General features: G+C 62.3%; 20 protein-coding genes. 9 read left to right on the top strand and 11 right to left on the bottom strand.

Annotated elements, in window-relative coordinates; translation table 11 throughout:
* Nucleotides 1-14 precede the first annotated feature (14 nt).
* Together CNX70_RS10090 and CNX70_RS10085 are read right to left on the bottom strand one after the other, a co-directional pair.
* Entirely contained in the window at nucleotides 15-326 is a 312-nt protein-coding gene (locus CNX70_RS10090) for a BON domain-containing protein (protein WP_096234579.1), read from the bottom strand.
* A gap of 82 nt (nucleotides 327-408) precedes the next feature.
* Nucleotides 409-963 carry a hypothetical protein gene (locus CNX70_RS10085; protein WP_046682431.1) on the bottom strand — a complete coding sequence of 185 codons (555 nt, stop codon included), beginning with the start codon at nucleotides 961-963 and terminating at the stop codon, nucleotides 409-411.
* A 269-nt stretch (nucleotides 964-1232) separates the two neighbouring features.
* On the opposite strand from CNX70_RS10085, the gene CNX70_RS10080 reads away from it, so the two are divergent.
* The 3 genes from CNX70_RS10080 to CNX70_RS10070 all read left to right on the top strand — a co-directional run bounded on the left by CNX70_RS10080 (nucleotide 1233) and on the right by CNX70_RS10070 (nucleotide 2246).
* Nucleotides 1233-1679 (top strand): outer membrane lipoprotein, encoded by a 447-nt coding sequence (locus CNX70_RS10080; protein ID WP_096234578.1) that lies wholly within the window; start codon nucleotides 1233-1235, stop codon nucleotides 1677-1679.
* A 67-nt stretch (nucleotides 1680-1746) separates the two neighbouring features.
* Complete coding sequence (locus tag CNX70_RS10075) at nucleotides 1747-1899, top strand: DUF3309 family protein (RefSeq protein ID WP_010396415.1); 153 nt, start codon at nucleotides 1747-1749, stop codon at nucleotides 1897-1899.
* A gap of 44 nt (nucleotides 1900-1943) precedes the next feature.
* A complete protein-coding gene (locus tag CNX70_RS10070) occupies nucleotides 1944-2246 on the top strand; it encodes a hypothetical protein (protein WP_096234577.1) in 303 nt (100 codons plus the stop codon).
* A gap of 27 nt (nucleotides 2247-2273) precedes the next feature.
* Here the strand turns inward: CNX70_RS10070 and CNX70_RS10065 are convergent, their stop codons facing one another.
* The 7 genes from CNX70_RS10065 to CNX70_RS10035 form a co-directional block, all read right to left on the bottom strand.
* Nucleotides 2274-3428: a patatin-like phospholipase family protein gene (locus CNX70_RS10065; protein ID WP_096234576.1), complete on the bottom strand. Its 1155-nt coding sequence runs from the start codon at nucleotides 3426-3428 to the stop codon at nucleotides 2274-2276.
* Nucleotides 3429-3564: 136 nt separating this feature from the next.
* Complete coding sequence (locus CNX70_RS10060) at nucleotides 3565-3903, bottom strand: hypothetical protein (protein WP_096234575.1); 339 nt, start codon at nucleotides 3901-3903, stop codon at nucleotides 3565-3567.
* Between the two features lie 182 nt (nucleotides 3904-4085).
* Complete coding sequence (locus tag CNX70_RS10055) at nucleotides 4086-4472, bottom strand: phage holin family protein (RefSeq protein ID WP_070224915.1); 387 nt, start codon at nucleotides 4470-4472, stop codon at nucleotides 4086-4088.
* A gap of 18 nt (nucleotides 4473-4490) precedes the next feature.
* Nucleotides 4491-4793: an ElaB/YgaM/YqjD family protein gene (locus CNX70_RS10050; RefSeq protein ID WP_034786336.1), complete on the bottom strand. Its 303-nt coding sequence runs from the start codon at nucleotides 4791-4793 to the stop codon at nucleotides 4491-4493.
* Between the two features lie 58 nt (nucleotides 4794-4851).
* Nucleotides 4852-5388, bottom strand: coding sequence for a ferritin-like domain-containing protein (locus CNX70_RS10045; protein ID WP_096238373.1), 537 nt, complete (start codon nucleotides 5386-5388; stop codon nucleotides 4852-4854).
* Between the two features lie 87 nt (nucleotides 5389-5475).
* A complete protein-coding gene (locus CNX70_RS10040) occupies nucleotides 5476-6375 on the bottom strand; it encodes an OmpA family protein (protein WP_096234574.1) in 900 nt (299 codons plus the stop codon).
* A 35-nt stretch (nucleotides 6376-6410) separates the two neighbouring features.
* Entirely contained in the window at nucleotides 6411-6815 is a 405-nt protein-coding gene (locus tag CNX70_RS10035) for a DUF4398 domain-containing protein (RefSeq protein WP_071078649.1), read from the bottom strand.
* A 257-nt stretch (nucleotides 6816-7072) separates the two neighbouring features.
* Between CNX70_RS10035 and CNX70_RS10030 the strand changes: the two genes are divergently transcribed.
* Entirely contained in the window at nucleotides 7073-9109 is a 2037-nt protein-coding gene (locus CNX70_RS10030) for an AsmA family protein (protein ID WP_096234573.1), read from the top strand.
* Between the two features lie 191 nt (nucleotides 9110-9300).
* Nucleotides 9301-9519: a YMGG-like glycine zipper-containing protein gene (locus CNX70_RS10025; RefSeq protein WP_096234572.1), complete on the top strand. Its 219-nt coding sequence runs from the start codon at nucleotides 9301-9303 to the stop codon at nucleotides 9517-9519.
* A 78-nt stretch (nucleotides 9520-9597) separates the two neighbouring features.
* Here the strand turns inward: CNX70_RS10025 and CNX70_RS10020 are convergent, their stop codons facing one another.
* Nucleotides 9598-10320 (bottom strand): Crp/Fnr family transcriptional regulator, encoded by a 723-nt coding sequence (locus CNX70_RS10020; protein WP_096238372.1) that lies wholly within the window; start codon nucleotides 10318-10320, stop codon nucleotides 9598-9600.
* 230 nt (nucleotides 10321-10550) lie between these two features.
* Here CNX70_RS10020 and CNX70_RS10015 point away from each other — a divergent pair, with 230 nt between their 5' ends.
* From CNX70_RS10015 to CNX70_RS10005, 4 genes are all read left to right on the top strand, one after another.
* Nucleotides 10551-11204, top strand: a complete 654-nt coding sequence (locus CNX70_RS10015; protein WP_096234571.1) for an outer membrane lipoprotein — start codon at nucleotides 10551-10553, stop codon at nucleotides 11202-11204.
* A gap of 165 nt (nucleotides 11205-11369) precedes the next feature.
* Nucleotides 11370-11615: a hypothetical protein gene (locus CNX70_RS10010; protein ID WP_096234570.1), complete on the top strand. Its 246-nt coding sequence runs from the start codon at nucleotides 11370-11372 to the stop codon at nucleotides 11613-11615.
* A gap of 184 nt (nucleotides 11616-11799) precedes the next feature.
* On the top strand, nucleotides 11800-11946 hold the full coding sequence (locus CNX70_RS28145) for a lmo0937 family membrane protein (protein WP_010396376.1): 147 nt from the start codon (nucleotides 11800-11802) through the stop codon (nucleotides 11944-11946).
* Nucleotides 11947-12151: 205 nt separating this feature from the next.
* On the top strand, nucleotides 12152-12787 hold the full coding sequence (locus CNX70_RS10005; RefSeq protein WP_096238371.1) for a YiaD family glycine zipper/OmpA-like lipoprotein: 636 nt from the start codon (nucleotides 12152-12154) through the stop codon (nucleotides 12785-12787).
* A gap of 70 nt (nucleotides 12788-12857) precedes the next feature.
* Here the strand turns inward: CNX70_RS10005 and CNX70_RS10000 are convergent, their stop codons facing one another.
* Complete coding sequence (locus CNX70_RS10000) at nucleotides 12858-15704, bottom strand: M16 family metallopeptidase (protein WP_096234569.1); 2847 nt, start codon at nucleotides 15702-15704, stop codon at nucleotides 12858-12860.
* Between the last annotated feature and the right edge of the window lie 103 nt (nucleotides 15705-15807).

The raw sequence follows: 15807 nt of genomic DNA, 5'->3' as shown, positions 1-15807 counted from the left end.
GGCAGGTCAGGCCATTACTTGACGCGGATGTCGTTTTTCACCGACTTCACGCCCTTGACGCCACGGGTAATTTCGCCCGCTTTGGCGGCATCGGCTGGCTGGGCAACGAAGCCGCTCAGCTGAACCACGCCCTTGAAGGTTTCAACGTTGATTTCCGTCGATTTCAGGGTAGGCTCATTGAAGATGCTGGCTTTCACTTTGGTGGTGATGGCTGCGTCGTCGATGTACTCGCCCGTGCCTTCTTTGGTTGGGGTCGAAGCGCAACCTGCAACGGCGAACAGGGAAGCGATGAACAGGCCAGTAGCGATAGATTTAGTGAATTTCATGGTTTTTTCCTTAGGAGTGGTCAATCAATGTGCTCACAATGAGCTTCTTATACCAGTGTGGTAACTGCGCGCCCGAGGGAGCTCAGTAGCCAAACTGGGTTTTTGCAGCCTTGATACAGTCATCCTTGGCTGCGCCGGCCAATGCATCGCATTTTTCTGTCGCGACCTTGTACTCGGCTTTTCTCTTTGCTTCACGCGCATCGCTGCGCGCTTCGATGACTTTCTTGTCTGCCTTGGCGTCGGCCAGGGCCGCCACCTTGGTGGACTTGGCCAGCTTGACGCAGACATCCTTGTCGTTGCCCGTCAGCGCATTGCAGCGGGCCAGATCGACGTCGTAGTTGGCATCGGCAATCTTGATGCGCGCCTTGGTGTAGGCACGCAGGGTATTCGTATATTGCGCCTGAGCAACGGCTTCATCGTAGGTGCGCACGGCCTTCGCTTCGGCGATGCAGACATCCTTCGGGTTGCCCGTGATTTTTTCGCATTCCGCATGCGCCAGCTTGTAATTCAGGCCAGCCTGTTCATTGGCTGCCTTGTAGGCTGCTTTCGCTTCCGGCGTGGCGGCCACTGCCTGGCCGCCCCAGGCGGCGCACGCCAGACTGACGACGATGGCGGTGAAGAGCTTATTCTTGTTCATATTGTATTTCTCCCTGGTGGTACCAAGCATGTCTGCTTGGCATGACTACCGTTTTACGTGGATCGCCGCCGCTCTTCTGTACGCTGCCGTACACAAGTAATTTATTTTGCAAGCAGGAGGCAGACAGGGAGAAATAACAACGTTTTGCTGGATCGCCCCAGCCCACAATGCCAGATTCGACAGCAAATAAGTGCGTGCGGCAGCGTACAGACCAAGGACAGGGGCGTGACTAAGATGGCACTACACCCTCACCTCGTCAGGAGAATAAAATGAAAACCAACGCCACTTTGGCTGCACTGATGCTCGCCGCCACCGCCGTACTCAGCGGTTGCGCCACCGGCCCTACCCAGTCACAACAATATTACCCGGCCAACCAGCCTGAATCCGCCATGTACGGCACCGTCGACTCCATCCAGATCGTGCAAGGTGGCGGACAAACCAGCGGCGCCGGCGCCGTGGTCGGCGGCATCGCCGGCGCCCTGCTGGGCAATACCATCGGCTCGGGCGGCGGACGCACGGCCGCCACTGTGGCGGGCGCCGTCGCTGGCGGCGTGGTCGGCAACCAGGTGGAAGGCCGCAGGCAACAAGCGCAGGCCTACCAGATCAGCGTGCGCCTCGATAACGGCGAATACCGCACCGTGGTGCAGGACAGCGCGAATGATTTGCGCCCGGGCAACCGCGTGCGCGTCGTTGACGGCCGCGTCTACCGCTATTAATTTTCGGCGGAGCTTGCCAGCAAGCGTCCGCCATCCCGCATAAGTCGTACCATAACAAGGAGTTGCCATGGGCACCATCATTCTGATCATCTTGATCCTCGCCCTGGTCGGCGTCCTGCCTACCTGGCCGCATAGCCGCAACTGGGGTTACGGCCCCAGCGGCATCGCCGGCCTGGTCGTGGTGATACTGATCCTGCTATTACTGACGGGCAGGTTGTAAAAAAAGGCGCCGCGGCGCCTTTTTTAATTCAAGGAGGAAATATCATGACTATCCACAACACACTCTTGACCACCCTGTTCGCCTGCAGCTTGGCGCCACTGGCACTGGCCCAGACGGCCACGCCGCAGCCGGGCGACCCGCAACGCTGGTACCAGGAAGACAGTACGGCGCAAGCCCAGCTGCGCACCCTGCGCAAGGAAATCGCCGCCGCTCTGGCCGAGGCCAAAAAAGCCTGCCGTTCGGAACCCTCCGCCACGCGCGCCACTTGCCTGAAGGATGCGCAAGACACGTACCGGCAAGACATGGCGAACGCGGAAAAACTGCGCGAGGCGGCGCATCCGCAGTGATGCGCATGTGATTTCGACGCGGCCTGATCAGGCCGCGTCGCGCTCGTAGGGTGGCAGTTCGTGCACCACCAGCGGCGTGTCTTGCGTGACAAAAGCCAGCCAGCCGGCCGCCTTGATCGCGCGCAAGCCGTCTTGATAGCCCTGCTCCCAGCGCCACTCGATGGAGCCCCTGGAGAAATTAATGTCCTTGGCCGCCATGTGCCAGTCGCGCCCCGCGTACGGCAGGCGCACGATGTGCATGGTGCTGTCGCAGCCCAGCGCTACCAGCTCTTCCGTCTGCTGGCGGTTGTGCTTTGTGTCGGGCAAGCCGGCGTAGAGTTCGCGCAGTTTGCGCTGCAAGGTATGCGTATTGACATAATCGGCGATATGCCGCTTCGAGCGCGACGCGAAGGTGACATCCTTTTGCCGCGTCTGCACTTCATCCAGGGTGGTCGGTTCCGGGCCTTCCGAACTCCATAAATCCACCATGAAGACCAGCGTGTCGACGTGGGGCGTGTCGTCGAGCACGGTTTCCAGCGGCGTGTTTGAGTACAGGCCGCCATCCCAGTATAGGTCGCCATCGACGCGCACACCGGCAAAGCCGGGCGGCAAGGCGCCACTGGCGCGGATATGGTCCGCTGTCAAGGGTTGCTGCTGGCTGTCGAAACTGGTGAGGCTGCCGCATTTGACGCGCAGGGCGTTGACCGTCAGGCGCATGCCACCCGGCTGGTTCAGGTAATCGAAATCGACCAGTTCATCGAGGGTGCTGGCCAGCTCGCTCGTGTCGTAGTAACTGGCCTCTTCCGGCTTGACGGCGATTCCTGCCGGGAACAGGCTGAAGGCACGCGGCTTGAAGAAGCCGGGCACGCCGCGCAGCACCGTATCGAGCGTGGCCAGCCAGATGTTCGAGCGGCGCTGCTGGTCCGATACCAGGTTCATGTCGATGCTGTCGCGGTGCGCCACGCGCTGCCAGAACTGTTTCAGGCGCACCAGCCTGTCCTCGTGCTTGTTGCCGGCCAAAATGGCGGCATTGATGGCGCCGATCGAGGTGCCCACCACCCAGTCGGGCGCCAGGCCATGTTCATGCAGCGCGTGGTAGACGCCGGCCTGGTAGGCGCCCAGTGCGCCGCCGCCCTGCAGTACCAGCACGATGCGCAGGCGCGAGGGATTTAACTGATTGATCGGTGTCTTTGAATTCGTCATCAAGATGGCCCCTCTGTCCACCGCGCGGAATGCGGCGTAAATCATTGTAAGGGATTGCGTCCGTGCGTGTCGGACCTTGGGTGCAGGCAAAAAAAACGCCGTCAATGACGGCGTTCCTGTGCAACATGGCTGGCGTTCAGCGCTTGCGGCGCGGCCAGCTGGCGGCAACGGCGGCCACGGCCAGGAGGACCAGGGCCGGCTTGACCAGCTTCTTGCGTCCGATAAACGATAGCGCCGTCAGCACGTAGGGCATGGCGCCTTGCAAACGCATGCCGCCCGGCGCCAGCAGGGACTCGACGCGGTGGCCGGCAAAGCCGACCGCCGTCTCGACCACGCCCTGCAACAGCGATTCGGGACGCAATGCATAGCCCACGTTGGCGCGCGCATGCACGATGCCGACGCGATACATTTCGCCCTGGGCGATCAGCAGGCGCTTGCGGGCGGCTTGCGCCGCCAGTTTGTCGTTTTCCGACATGAATTCTCCTAGTAAGGCAGCTTAGAGCCTATCCCAGTAGATGAATACATCCCCTGTTGGCGCCCCTCAGAAGCGGGGACGGCGTTGCTCGTCGTCGCGTGGCTCGCCACGCGTCCTCCTCACGCCTTGTCCGCGCTCCTGATGAACTACCAGCAGATGACGCTCACTACTGGAATAGGCTCTTACATCAGCATGTCACGGTCGGCTTTCAATTCCGCCATGGTGGCGGGCATGGACAACTTTCCTTGACGCAGCATGGCGCGCGCATACATGACCAGGGCGATCGCCAGCAGTACGAACACGACCGTCATGATCGCCAGGATCTTCCAACCCAGGCTATCCCAGGCCAGGAAAACGATCAGCACGCTGCCGTAAGCGATGGCAAACAAGCCCGCCACCGTCGCCAGCGCGAAAATGACCACCAGCTGCAGCATGTGATTGCGCACTTCCGACAGTTCGATGGTGGCCAGTTCCAGCCGCGACAACATCAGTCCGACGGCGTTCTTGGCCAGGCCGGCGACCGAGCCGATCAATCCCGGCCCCTGGTGAGACGAAGCAGACTTGTCCATATCGCTCCTGACAGTGGATTACTTGCGGCCCAGGATGAAGCCGACCAGCACGCCGACGCCAGCGGCGACGGCCACCGTGCGCCATGGGTTTTCCTTGACATAACCGTCCGCCTGGGAGGCGAGCTGCTTGGTGGCAACGATGGCCGATGCTTGCGCTTCGTGCGCCTTGGCCAGGGCGGCATCCAGGGTTTTCATGCCCTTGACGCGCACTTCATCGGCTTTTTCGCCGGTCAGGGCGGCAGCGGCGCTGAACAGGGCTTGCGCATCCTTGACCAGGGTTTTGACATCGTTATTGACGGTGGTGATATTGTTTTCCAACATGGTGTAGCTCCTTAGCTGTGGATGAATGTAGTTACTATACCTACTTTACTCAAAAACACTATTCCATTAGATCGCGCATATCATCGGCGTGCTCTTCTTCGACAGCCATGATTTTGATCAACAAATGGCGTGTGGTCGGATCTTTGTCGCCAATTTTCACGATCATCTGGCGATACGACTCGATCGCCACCCGTTCTGCGATCAGATTGGCACGCACCATGCTTTGCACGTCTTCGGAGTCATCATACTCGGCATGGCTACGTGCAAGCAATGTTGCAGGATTAAAATCTGGTTTGCCGTTCAATTGCACGATGCGTTCGGCCAGCCAGTCGGCGTGTTCCTGCTCCTGCTGCGCGTGTTCCAGGAACTCGGCTTTGATGCTGCCGTTGTCGCGCCCGCTCACGGTGTAGTAATGGCGCTTGTAGCGCGCAATACACACCAGTTCGGTGGCCAGCGCCCCATTCAGCAGGGCGATCAACTCCTGGCGGTCGCCCTGGTAGCCGGCCGTCACGGCGCCGTCGCCCAGGTTTTTGGCGGCTGCGCGGATGGCGGCCGTATCGATGCCAGCTGGAATCTCAACAGATGTTTGGGTCATGATGTTTCCTTTCAAGTCTTGCATGGGTATCCACCGGCCAACCTTCGGCCGATGCTGCCTTTCTACTGCCGCGTCAACTGACGCAGCTTAACGGCGGGCGGGAATGGCGGTATTGTCTTCCGACAGAACAATCTCCACCCGGCGATTCAGCTGGCGATTTGCCGCCGTATCATTGCCGGCGGCCGGATAGGCGGCGCCATAGCCTTTCGTGGCGATGCGGTCGCGGCCGATGCCTTGTTCCAGCAATGCATTGCGCACGGATTCGGCGCGGCGTTGCGACAATTCCAGGTTATGCGCGGAACCGCCCGTGCTATCCGTAAAGCCTTCGATCAGCACGGTGCGCTGCGGGTTGTTTTTCAGTACGTCGGCCAGCTTGCGCGCCGTATTCGTGCCATCGGCCGTCAGGTTTGCCTTGTCCGTGCCAAACAGCACGTCACCCAGGGTGATGACCATGCCGCGTTCGGTTTTCTTGGCGGCCAGGTCGGCCAGCTGCGCTTCGAGTCCGGCGGCGCGGGCTTGCGCATCGCGGGCCGATGCTTCAGCCGCTTGCGCCTGGGCCTTGGCCGCTTCCGCATCCGCTTGCGCCGACTGGGCGCGGGCCGTGGCCTGGTCAGCCTGCTGCGTGCGCGCATCGAGGCGCAACTGGTCGCGCTGCTTGCCGGCGTTGGCGACATCGGCTTCCGCGGCCTTCTGCTTGGCGACTTCTTGCGCCGTGGCTATCTTTTGCTTGGCCAGGTAGGCCAGCTTGTCGACCTTTTCGCTGTCATCCTGGCGCGTGGCGGCCGCGTTCGCCGCTTCCAGCGCAGCGCTCGCTTCGCGGAATTCGCGTGGCGCATAGGTCGATACCATCGGGTTCGATTGCGCTGCCATGTAGTCGCCGCGCGTCTGATCGAGCAGGCTGGTGGTGGTCGGTGCGGAGCTGCAGGCGGCAACTAAAGCGGCCATGGCCAGCAGGCCGGGAATGGTGGTGTAGGTAGATTTTTTCATGATGGAATCCTGTTATTAGTTATTGTTGTTGTTGCTTATTGTTTTGGCGCTTGCTGATTGGCACGGTCGAGTTCTTCGCGCATGACGCGGATGTTCTCGTTGATTTCATCGGCGGCGCTGGTGGCCTTGGCCGAGTTGGCCTTGCTTTGCGCCAGCTTGGCATCGGCTTGCGCCTGGTCGGCCAGGTCGCGCGCCAGTTTGTAGTCGCGGTCTTTCAAAGCCTGGTTAGCCATGCGCATTTTTTCGCGGGCAGAACGCATTTCATCGGGTGCCAGTTCGGCGGCGCCGGCGCTGGCGGCGTTATCGACGGCGGCGCGCGACACGGCAACATCGGCCGTGGCCGGCGTTTTCAGACTGGAGCAACCCGTCATCAGGACAACGGCGGTGAGGCAGGCGGCCAGAGCGGTCATGGGGGTTTTGATGAAATCTCGGTTTGTCATTTTTTTTCTCCTGGAGAATGTTAAGCGGTAGGTATCAACGTCGGTATATCTGGAATCAGGAACTGCGTTTGATGTATGACGTTATAGGCCCCGGCTCCCCACATATCCGTTCGGTGCCGCACATAGAGTAAGAAATCGACAATACTTGCTTGAGCAAGGTGTGCCAGCGCACCTGCACGCCTGCAAAACCTGAAACGGGACCGGTTTTGCAGCGATTCCTGTAGCATCGTGTCTACTTGACCAGAAAGACTCAGCTAATGCCGCTCTCCCGCCGCCAGAAAATCACCCTCGCCAGTGCCACCGCACTCATCGCATTACCCGTCGTTGCCGCCGCCGTCCTGCTGAATATGGATTGGAACCGCGCCAAGCCCTGGCTCAATGCGCGCGCCAGCGAAGCGCTGGGCCGGCCGTTTGCGATTGCAGGCGACCTGTCGCTGACGTGGCAGCAGCCAAGCACTGCGGGGCAACAAAGCTGGCGCGCCTACCTGCCGTGGCCGCACTTGCAGGCCAAGGATGTGCGCCTGGGCAACCCAAACGCCATGACAGGAACGGATGAGCCGGCGCAGCTGGCCAGCGTGCGCCAGCTGGCGTTTTCACTCAATCCCCTGGCCCTGCTGGACAAGAAAATCATCATCCCGCAATTGCGCTTCGACGCGCCGCAGGTGCGCTTGCTGCGCAACCAGGACGGCAAGAACAACTGGACCTTCGACAAGCAGGAGCAACCGTCGCCGTGGCAGCTGGAACTGCAAAGCGTGGTCTTCAGCAAGGGCAGCGTGACCCTGGACGATGCCGTCACGCACACGGCGATGCGCGCCGACGTCGACACCATCGCGGACGATGCGCGCTACGGCATCGCCTGGAAGCTGTCGGGCAAATACCGCGGCGAAAGCATCCAGGGCGGCGGCAAGGCGGGCGGCGTGCTGTCGCTGCAGCAGCAAGGCACGCCCTTCCCCATCCAGGCCGACATGCGCGCAAACGGCAGCAGCGTGGCCATCGAAGGCACGCTGACGCGCCCGGCGGACCTGGCCGCGCTCGACGTGCGCCTGAAAATATCCGGGCCCAGCATGGCGCGCCTGTATCCCTTGACGGGCGTGCTGCTGCCGGAAACGCCGCATTTCAGTACGGAAGGCCATTTGACGGGCACCCTGGCGCCGCGTGGCGGCGAATGGGTCTACGACCAGTTCAGCGGCAAGGTGGGTTCCAGCGACATCAGTGGCAAGCTGGCGTTTTCCGCCAGCACGCCGCGCAAGCGCCTGACGGGCGAGGTGCACTCGCGCCTGCTGCAATTTTCCGACCTGGGCCCCCTGGTGGGCGCCGATTCCAGCGCCAGCAAGAAGGAACGGGGCGTGCCGTCGACGCAGCCGGCCGGCCGCGTGCTGCCGGTGGAAACCTTCAAGACGGAGCGCTGGACCAGCCTCGACGCCGACGTGCGCTACACGGCCGATAAAATCACGCGCGACGCCGAGCTGCCGATCAGCAAGCTTGACACGCATGTGGTGCTGACGGATGGCGTGCTGTCCCTGACGCCGCTCAACTTCAACGTGGCGGGCGGCACCCTGACGTCGCAGATCAGGCTCGACGGCAGCGGCAAGGTCATCGCCAACGGCATCGCGGCCGAACTCAAGGCCAGCGCCCGCCATCTGCACATCCAGCAACTGTTTCCCCGCCTGCCGGCCCTGCAAGCGAGCGTGGGCGAAATCAATGGCGACGCGTCGCTGTCGGCCACGGGCAATTCCGTCGCCAGCCTGCTGGGCAGTTCAAACGGCGAAGTGCGCGCACTGATCAACCGGGGCAGCATCAGCAAGCTGCTGCTGGAAGAAATGGGCTTGAATATCGGCAGTATCGTGCTGACCAAACTGGTGGGCGACAAGCAGGTCAAGCTGAACTGCATGGCCGCCGATTTCGTCGTCACCAAGGGCTTGATGCGCACGCGCCAGTTCCTCGTCGACACGGACGATGCCGTGCTGCATGTCGACGGCACGGTGAACCTGGCCAATGAGCAGCTGGACCTGACCTTGCAGCCGGACAGCAAGGGCTTGCGCATCTTTTCGCTGCGCTCGCCCCTGTATGTGCAGGGTACCTTCAGCAGGCCCGACGTGAGCGTCGACAAGGGTGTGCTGGCCCTGCGCGCCGGTGGCGCCCTGGCGCTGGCCGTGGTGGCGCCTGTCGCCGCCCTGCTGCCGCTGGTGAATAGCGGTCCCGGCGAGGATAGCGAATGCGCCGCCCTGCTGGCCCAGTCGCGCGTGAAACCGGTGGCGCCGAAACCGGGCAAGACACCGCGCAAACACCGCTGAACAAGATGGCAAGAGAGCGCGGCCGTGCATGATTACAATTGTTACACCCCTATGTGCGTTGCCGAACAGACCCTGCCTTGCCACAATCCTATTCTGTGATCGTGCCTGAAACACCAAGACGTGGCGATACGAAGTCCCACCGGCCCACACCATGCCGGCGCCACGAGGTCCGAATTCATAGGAGAACTATCATGCAAATCATTAAAAAAATCGCCGCTACCACTTCCGTTGCCGCTCTGCTGCTGAGCTTGACCGCTTGCGCCAACATGTCGGGCCAGGATAAAAACACGGCCATCGGCGCTGGTGTCGGCGCCGTTGCCGGCTCCGTGCTGACGGGCGGTAGCGCCGTCGGCGCAATCGGCGGCGCCGCCGTCGGCGGCGTGATCGGTAACCAGGTCAAGCCGAAGTAATTGGTACGCAAGAAAGCGGGGTGGGTGCCCAGGCGCCCGCCCCGCTTTTTTGCGTCCGCGGCACGGGAATGAGGAAGATCAGACGAAGACGTTGGCCATGCCGATGGCGCCGCTGTCCTTGACCAGCGCGTAGCAGCGGCAGGAGACTGCTTCCAGGCCGGCAGAATCGAGGATCTCGATATTGCCACGGCTGTAGGTGATGAGTTTTTGCTGCTGCAGCGCGCTGGCCGCCTTGGTCACGCCGACCCGCCGCACGCCCAGAGTATGGGCAAGGAATTCATGCGTCAGGTGAAATTTTTCCGACTGCAGGCGGTCGCGCGTGATCAGCAGCGAACGGGCCAGGCGTGCCTCGAGCACGTGAAAGCGGCTGCACACGGCAATCTGGATGGCTTGCGCCAGCAAGGTGTCCGTGTAGCGGTACAGCAGGCGCTGCAGGGACTCGAGCTGGGCGAACTCGGCGCAGAACTCGGCCCGCCCGATGCGGCTGGCCGTACCAGAACGTTGCACCACGGCACGCACCTGTGCCAGGTCATGGCCCAGCGCGACGGAAGCGCCCAGCACGCCTTCGCGGCCGACGGACCCCACTTCCAGGGTCATGCGGCCTTCCGCCACGGCCAGTAGCGAGATAAGGCAATCGCCGGGGAAATAGATGTGGCCAATAGGCTGGCCCGGCTCGTACAGCACCTCGCCCACCTCGACCGTGACGCTCTCGAACAGCGCCGTCAGGTGCCGCAAGTCGTGCTCGGGCAGGCTGGCCAGCAAGCGGTTACCGGCATCAAGCGCGCCCGCAGGCGTGCCCATGCCGGATCGGCCTGCATCGCGGGACAGGGTCATGCTGGCGTTCGTTGGTGGCATTGCTTTTCCTTGGTGTCGTTACAACTCGACATAATTTTTACTTAGCCTACGGTGCAGTACCGTGCCTGTATGTACGGTGACGCACGGAAGCGGGGCACGCGGCACAGCACACTGGCTGCATGCACGGATAACACGCACTACCCATTTCATTATTTCAAAAAACCAAGGAGCTCTCCATGACCACCACCACCAAATCCCTCCATCCGCTGGTGCTTGCCGCCGCCGTCGCCGTCCTGCTGTTTTGCGGCGTGGGCACGGCGGCCCTGATGGGCTGGCTGCCCTCGTCCCAGCGCGATGCCCAGCCACTGGCGGCCAGCACCTCGGCCGAACAGCTGGCCAGCCTGCAGGCGAACCAGCCGCAAACGAACTTGCAGCCTGCCGGCGCGCAAGCACTGGCTGCCCTGCCGCCGCAGCAACCCGTGCGCCAGCCGCAGCCTCAGCAGCCACAGCAACAATCTCAGCAAGAATATGCGGCAGCCCCGGCACCGCAGGTGTGCAGTAATTGCGGCGTGATCGAAGCCATCCATGAAGTCAATACGCGCGCCGAAGGCAGCGGCGTGGGCGCGGCCGGCGGCGCCGTCGTCGGCGGCTTGCTGGGCAACCAGGTGGGCGGCGGCCACGGCAAGCAACTGGCCACCGTGCTGGGCGCCGTGGGCGGTGCCGTGGCCGGCAACCAGATCGAAGGCAGCGTGCGCTCCACGCGCAGCTACAACATCGTCGTGCGCCTCGATAACGGCAAGACGCGCACCGTGCACCAGAGTGCCGCGCCGAACTGGCGCCAGGGCGACCGCGTACGCGTCGTCAACGGCGGCTTGCGCGCCATCGGCTAAGCGGCTGGCGGCAAGCAGGCCGCTCGCCAGCGTGACAAATCCAACACACACCCGGCCTGTCCGGGTGTTTTCTTTTTAGCCATGTTCGTTGGCGTACAGATGAGTTTGCCGTCCCGCGAGATGATGCACTCAGGAAAGTTCAACGAATATCTTCAAGGAGCTGCGATGGAAAACGACAAAGCAGGCAGTAAGCGGATCTGGCTCGGCTTTATCGGGGCCGGCATCCTCGCCACCGCGCTGGGCTTCTGCGCGCTGGACCTGGCGCCATTGCAAGCGAGCGCACCCGTGTTCGGCGTGATGCTGTTGCTGACCGGCGGCATGGTCAGCTGCCTGGCGGGCGCCGTCGGCATGGCCGGCATGCTGGCCTGGATACCGGGCATGGCAGATGACCACGCTGACCGGTCCCGCTAGTTGATCCTTGTGTACGACAGCGTACAGAACTCAAGCGAAACAAAGTAGACACTTAGTCATGGCATCAGCGTTCAGCGACCCAATCGCCGCGCAATGACAAAAAACCGATGACGGCGCCACGCGCCAGCGCCTGCAAGGCCAAGGCAGTCGCCGTCATCCACACATTACTCTCGGAGGACATATCATGCTGTATACAATCGCCGTCGTACTCATTATTCTTTGGCTGCTGGGCCTGGTAACTTCCTATACCATTGGCGGCTTCATCCACATTCTGCTGGTGGTCGCCGTGATCATGGTGCTGCTGCGCCTGATCAGCGGGCGCGGTTTATAGCCCAGGCCGTTAGCCTGGCCTGAGAAGAGCGGCGCGCGTGCAAACGGGCGCCGCTCTTTTGCCGACAATGGGCACGCACTGGCAAGCAACTGTATTTTGCAGTAACGTGTACGGGTAGTCCTGGGTATGTCCCAATAACAAAACAAGGAGAAAATCCATGAAAGAAACATTCAAAAAAGGCCCTGGCGCCAAATCCCTGATCGGCATGCTGGTGATCGCATTGGCCGCCAGCGGCTGCGCGGATATGTCCTCGACGCAACGTGGCACGGCCACGGGCGCCGGCATCGGCGCGGGCCTGGGCGCCTTGATCGGCGGCACCACCGGTGGCGGCAGCGGCGGCCGTACGGCCGGCGGCGCCCTGCTGGGTGCGGCAGCGGGCGCCGTGGTCGGCAATATCTGGTCGAACCGCATGGAAAACCAGAAGCGCGCGATGGAACAAGCGACACAGGGTACCGGTGTGCAAGTGTCACAGACGGCCGATAACCGCCTGAAAATGGAAATCCCCAGCGATATTTCCTTCGACACCAACCGCGCCGACATCAAGGGTAATTTCCGCCCCATCCTCGACCGTTTTGCCGCCACCCTGAATGACAACCCGAACACCACGGTCAGCATCATCGGCCACACGGACAGCACGGGCAGCGCTTCCATCAACGAACCGCTGTCGGTCGAACGCGCGGCCCACACGCGCGACTACCTGGCCATGCGCGGCGTCTCGCCAACGCGCGTCGTCACGGAAGGCCGCGGCGCCCGCGAGCCGATCGCCTCGAATGCGGATGCCTCGGGACGCGCACGCAACCGCCGTGTGGAAATTTATGTCGCAGAGTTAGCGCCACGCTAAGCTGACTCGCATCAATAAAAAAACCCGCTGGCAATGTCATTGCCAGCGGGTTTTTTCCATCCAAAACAGCTTATTTCGACGTCGTTGCCTTGGCGCCGCTCTCACCCTCTTTCGCCACCTTGGCAAAATCGCCCGCCGTCACGACCGACACGGCCGATGGCTTCAGGTACTCGCGCAAGCCCTGGTTCACTTGCGCCAGGGTCAATGCTGCCACTTTCGCTTCCAGGTCCTTGTCGTAGGCCATGGTGCGGTCTTGCGCCAGGTAGCCGGCCAGTTCACGCGCCAGACCGCTGTCCTGCGTGCGGCCCACTTCCTGGGATTGCAGCCAGCCCTTCTTCGCCTCGGCCAGTTCCGCTTCCGTGAAGCCGTCGGCCAGCACCTTGGCGATTTCCTCGCGCAGCGCCGCTTCCACCTTGACCGTGTTTTGCGGCGCGCTGATGGCGTAGGCCATCCAGTAGCCGGCCGGCTCGCGCGACGGGATGCTCACTTGCGAACCGACGCCGTACGACAAGCCTTCCTTCTGGCGGATGCGGTCGGCCAGACGGCTGCGCAAGGCGCCGCCACCGAGCATGTGATTGGCCATCAGCAAGGCCGGATAGCTGGCGGCGTCATCCTTGAGGGGAATCGGCTGGATGGCGAACAGCACGCTATTCGCCTTGTCCGGCGTTTCCAGGGTGACTTTCTCGCCGCTGACAGGCTTGACGGCGTCGGGAATGCGCACATACGGCTGCTGCGCCTTCCAGCTGCCGTACAGGCTGGCCACTTGCGCCTTCAGCGCGGCAGGGTCAAAGTCGCCCACGGCGGCAAAGGTGGCGTTCGACGCGCCATAGTAAGCGCCATGGAAGGCTTGCACATCGGTCACCTTGATGGCTTTCCATTGTGCCAGTTCAGCCGGAAGAGTGGCCACGTGGCGCACATGGCCTTCCGGCGTGGCGTCGAGCAGGCGACGGAAGGCGTTCACGGCCAGCGGCTGCGGTTCAGGCAATTCCTGCTCGGCGCGGCCGACTCTTTCGCGCTGCAATTCCAGGAATTCCGTTGCGTTCAGGGCCGGCTTTTGCAACACTTGCGCCAACAGATCCATGGCGGCCGGCAAATTCTCGCGTTTGCCCATCAGCATCGCGGTCACGCCCTCGGCGCCGCCCGTGATCGCCACTTGCGTGCCCAGCTGGTCAAACTTGTCCTTCACTTCCTGGCGCGACAGTTTATCCGTGCCGCGCGACAACAGATTGGCCGTGTAGCTGCCCACTTGTCCCTTGCCGCGCAAGCTCTCTTCGCTGCCGAGCTGCAGTTTCAGCACGACGCTGACGGTGCTGCCCTTGGTTTTCTTCGGCAGCAAGGCGCCCTTCAAGCCGTTCGGCAAGGTGAAGCGCTGGGTGCGCGCTTCGATATTCTCGGGGCTCGGGTCGAATGCCTCGCCCTGCGCCACCACGGCGCGGCCCGTGTAGCCGGCCAGTTGCGGCGCCACGTCGGCGTAGGCCGGCACAACGGTGCGGTCCGGCGCATCGGTGGGGATGAAACGGCCCAGGGTGCGGTTCGAGCTCTTCAGGTATTTCTCGGCCGCCGCCTGCACCTGCGCCGTCGTCAGCTTGTCGAGTTGGTCGCGCTGCAGGAAGAACAAACGCCAGTCGCCGGCCGCCAGGGACTCCGTCAGGGCGATCGTCAGGCGCGCCGTGTTCGAGGTGGCCAGTTCGATCTGTTTGTTCAATTGCTGCTTCACGCGCGCCACTTCCGCCTCCGTGATCGGCTGCGACTTCAAGTCTTCCAGCACTTTCAGCATGGCCGCTTGCGCCGCATCCAGGTTGCCATCGACGGGCACCAGCGCGCCGAACAAGTTGTAGCCCGGCTCCAGGTTGCTCACCGAGTTGTATTCGATCTTGCTGGCCAGCTTGGTTTCCACCAGCGCCTTGTGCAAACGGCCAGCCGGGGCGTCCGTCAGCACGTGGCCGAGCACCTCGATGGCGACGGCGTCCGGGTTGCCGGACGGTGCCACGTGGTAGCCGGCGCCGACGAATTGCGTGCCGCCGCTGCGGCGCACCGTCACGGCGCGCTCGCCATCTTGCACGGGCTCGGCCGTGTAGGTCGGTTCGATCACGCGCGTGGGTTTCGGGATCTTGCCGAACAGCGCATTGATCTGCTGCAAGACCTTGGCTTCATCGAAGCGGCCCGCCACCATCAGCACGGCGTTATCCGGCTGATAATATTTATGGTAAAACGCACGCAAGCGGGGAATGTTGACTTGCTCGATGTCGGAACGGGCGCCGATGGTCGACTTGCCATAGTTGTGCCAGTCGTAGGCGATGGCCTGGATGCGTTCGCTCGTCACGCCGATCGGATCGCTCTCGCCCATCTCGAACTCGTTGCGCACGACGGTCATTTCGCCCTTTTGCGTCTTCGGATTCCACAGGTCGTTCTGGTCGATGGCCGCGTTGACCATGCGGTCCGCTTCCATGGCCAGCATCTGGCGCAGGTTGTCGTCGTTGGCGGGGAAGGTGGCGTAGTAATTGGTGCGGTCGTACCAGGTGGTGCCGTTGAACTGCGCGCCCGTCGAGTTCAGGATCTCGACGGGAGTTTTCGTGCCCTTCTTGACGCCGAAGTTGGCGCTGGGCTTGAACAGCAGGTGTTCCAGCAAGTGGGCCATGCCCGTTTCGCCATAGTTTTCATGGCGCGAACCGACCAGGTAGACGATGTTGGTGGTCAGGGTGGGCTTGCTGGCGTCCGGAAACAGCAGCACGCGCAAGCCATTGGCCAGGCGGTATTCGGTAATGCCTTCGACGGAGGTGACCTTGACGGCGGCGCCGCGGTTGGGTGCAGCCTTGCCGGCTTTCTGGGTCGGTGCGGCTTCCACCGGGGTGGCGGCCAGGATGAACGACGGCGAGAGGATGCCGGCGGCAAGCAGGAGGGCGGTAATTGGTTTCAAGGCAAAGTCCTGGTAACACTACGTTAGATAAAGAAGCGCAAGCGCCATACGATACAAACGCAAGCATTGTCACAAGGCCCGCGCTGCGTCTTCGCTGCCCGGA

The organism is Janthinobacterium svalbardense (genome assembly GCF_002327145.1).
Taxonomy (GTDB): Bacteria; Pseudomonadota; Gammaproteobacteria; order Burkholderiales; family Burkholderiaceae_D; genus Janthinobacterium; species Janthinobacterium tructae.
The sequence above is the reverse complement of the archived record's forward strand: the minus strand, read 5'-3'. Positions and strand labels throughout refer to the sequence as shown.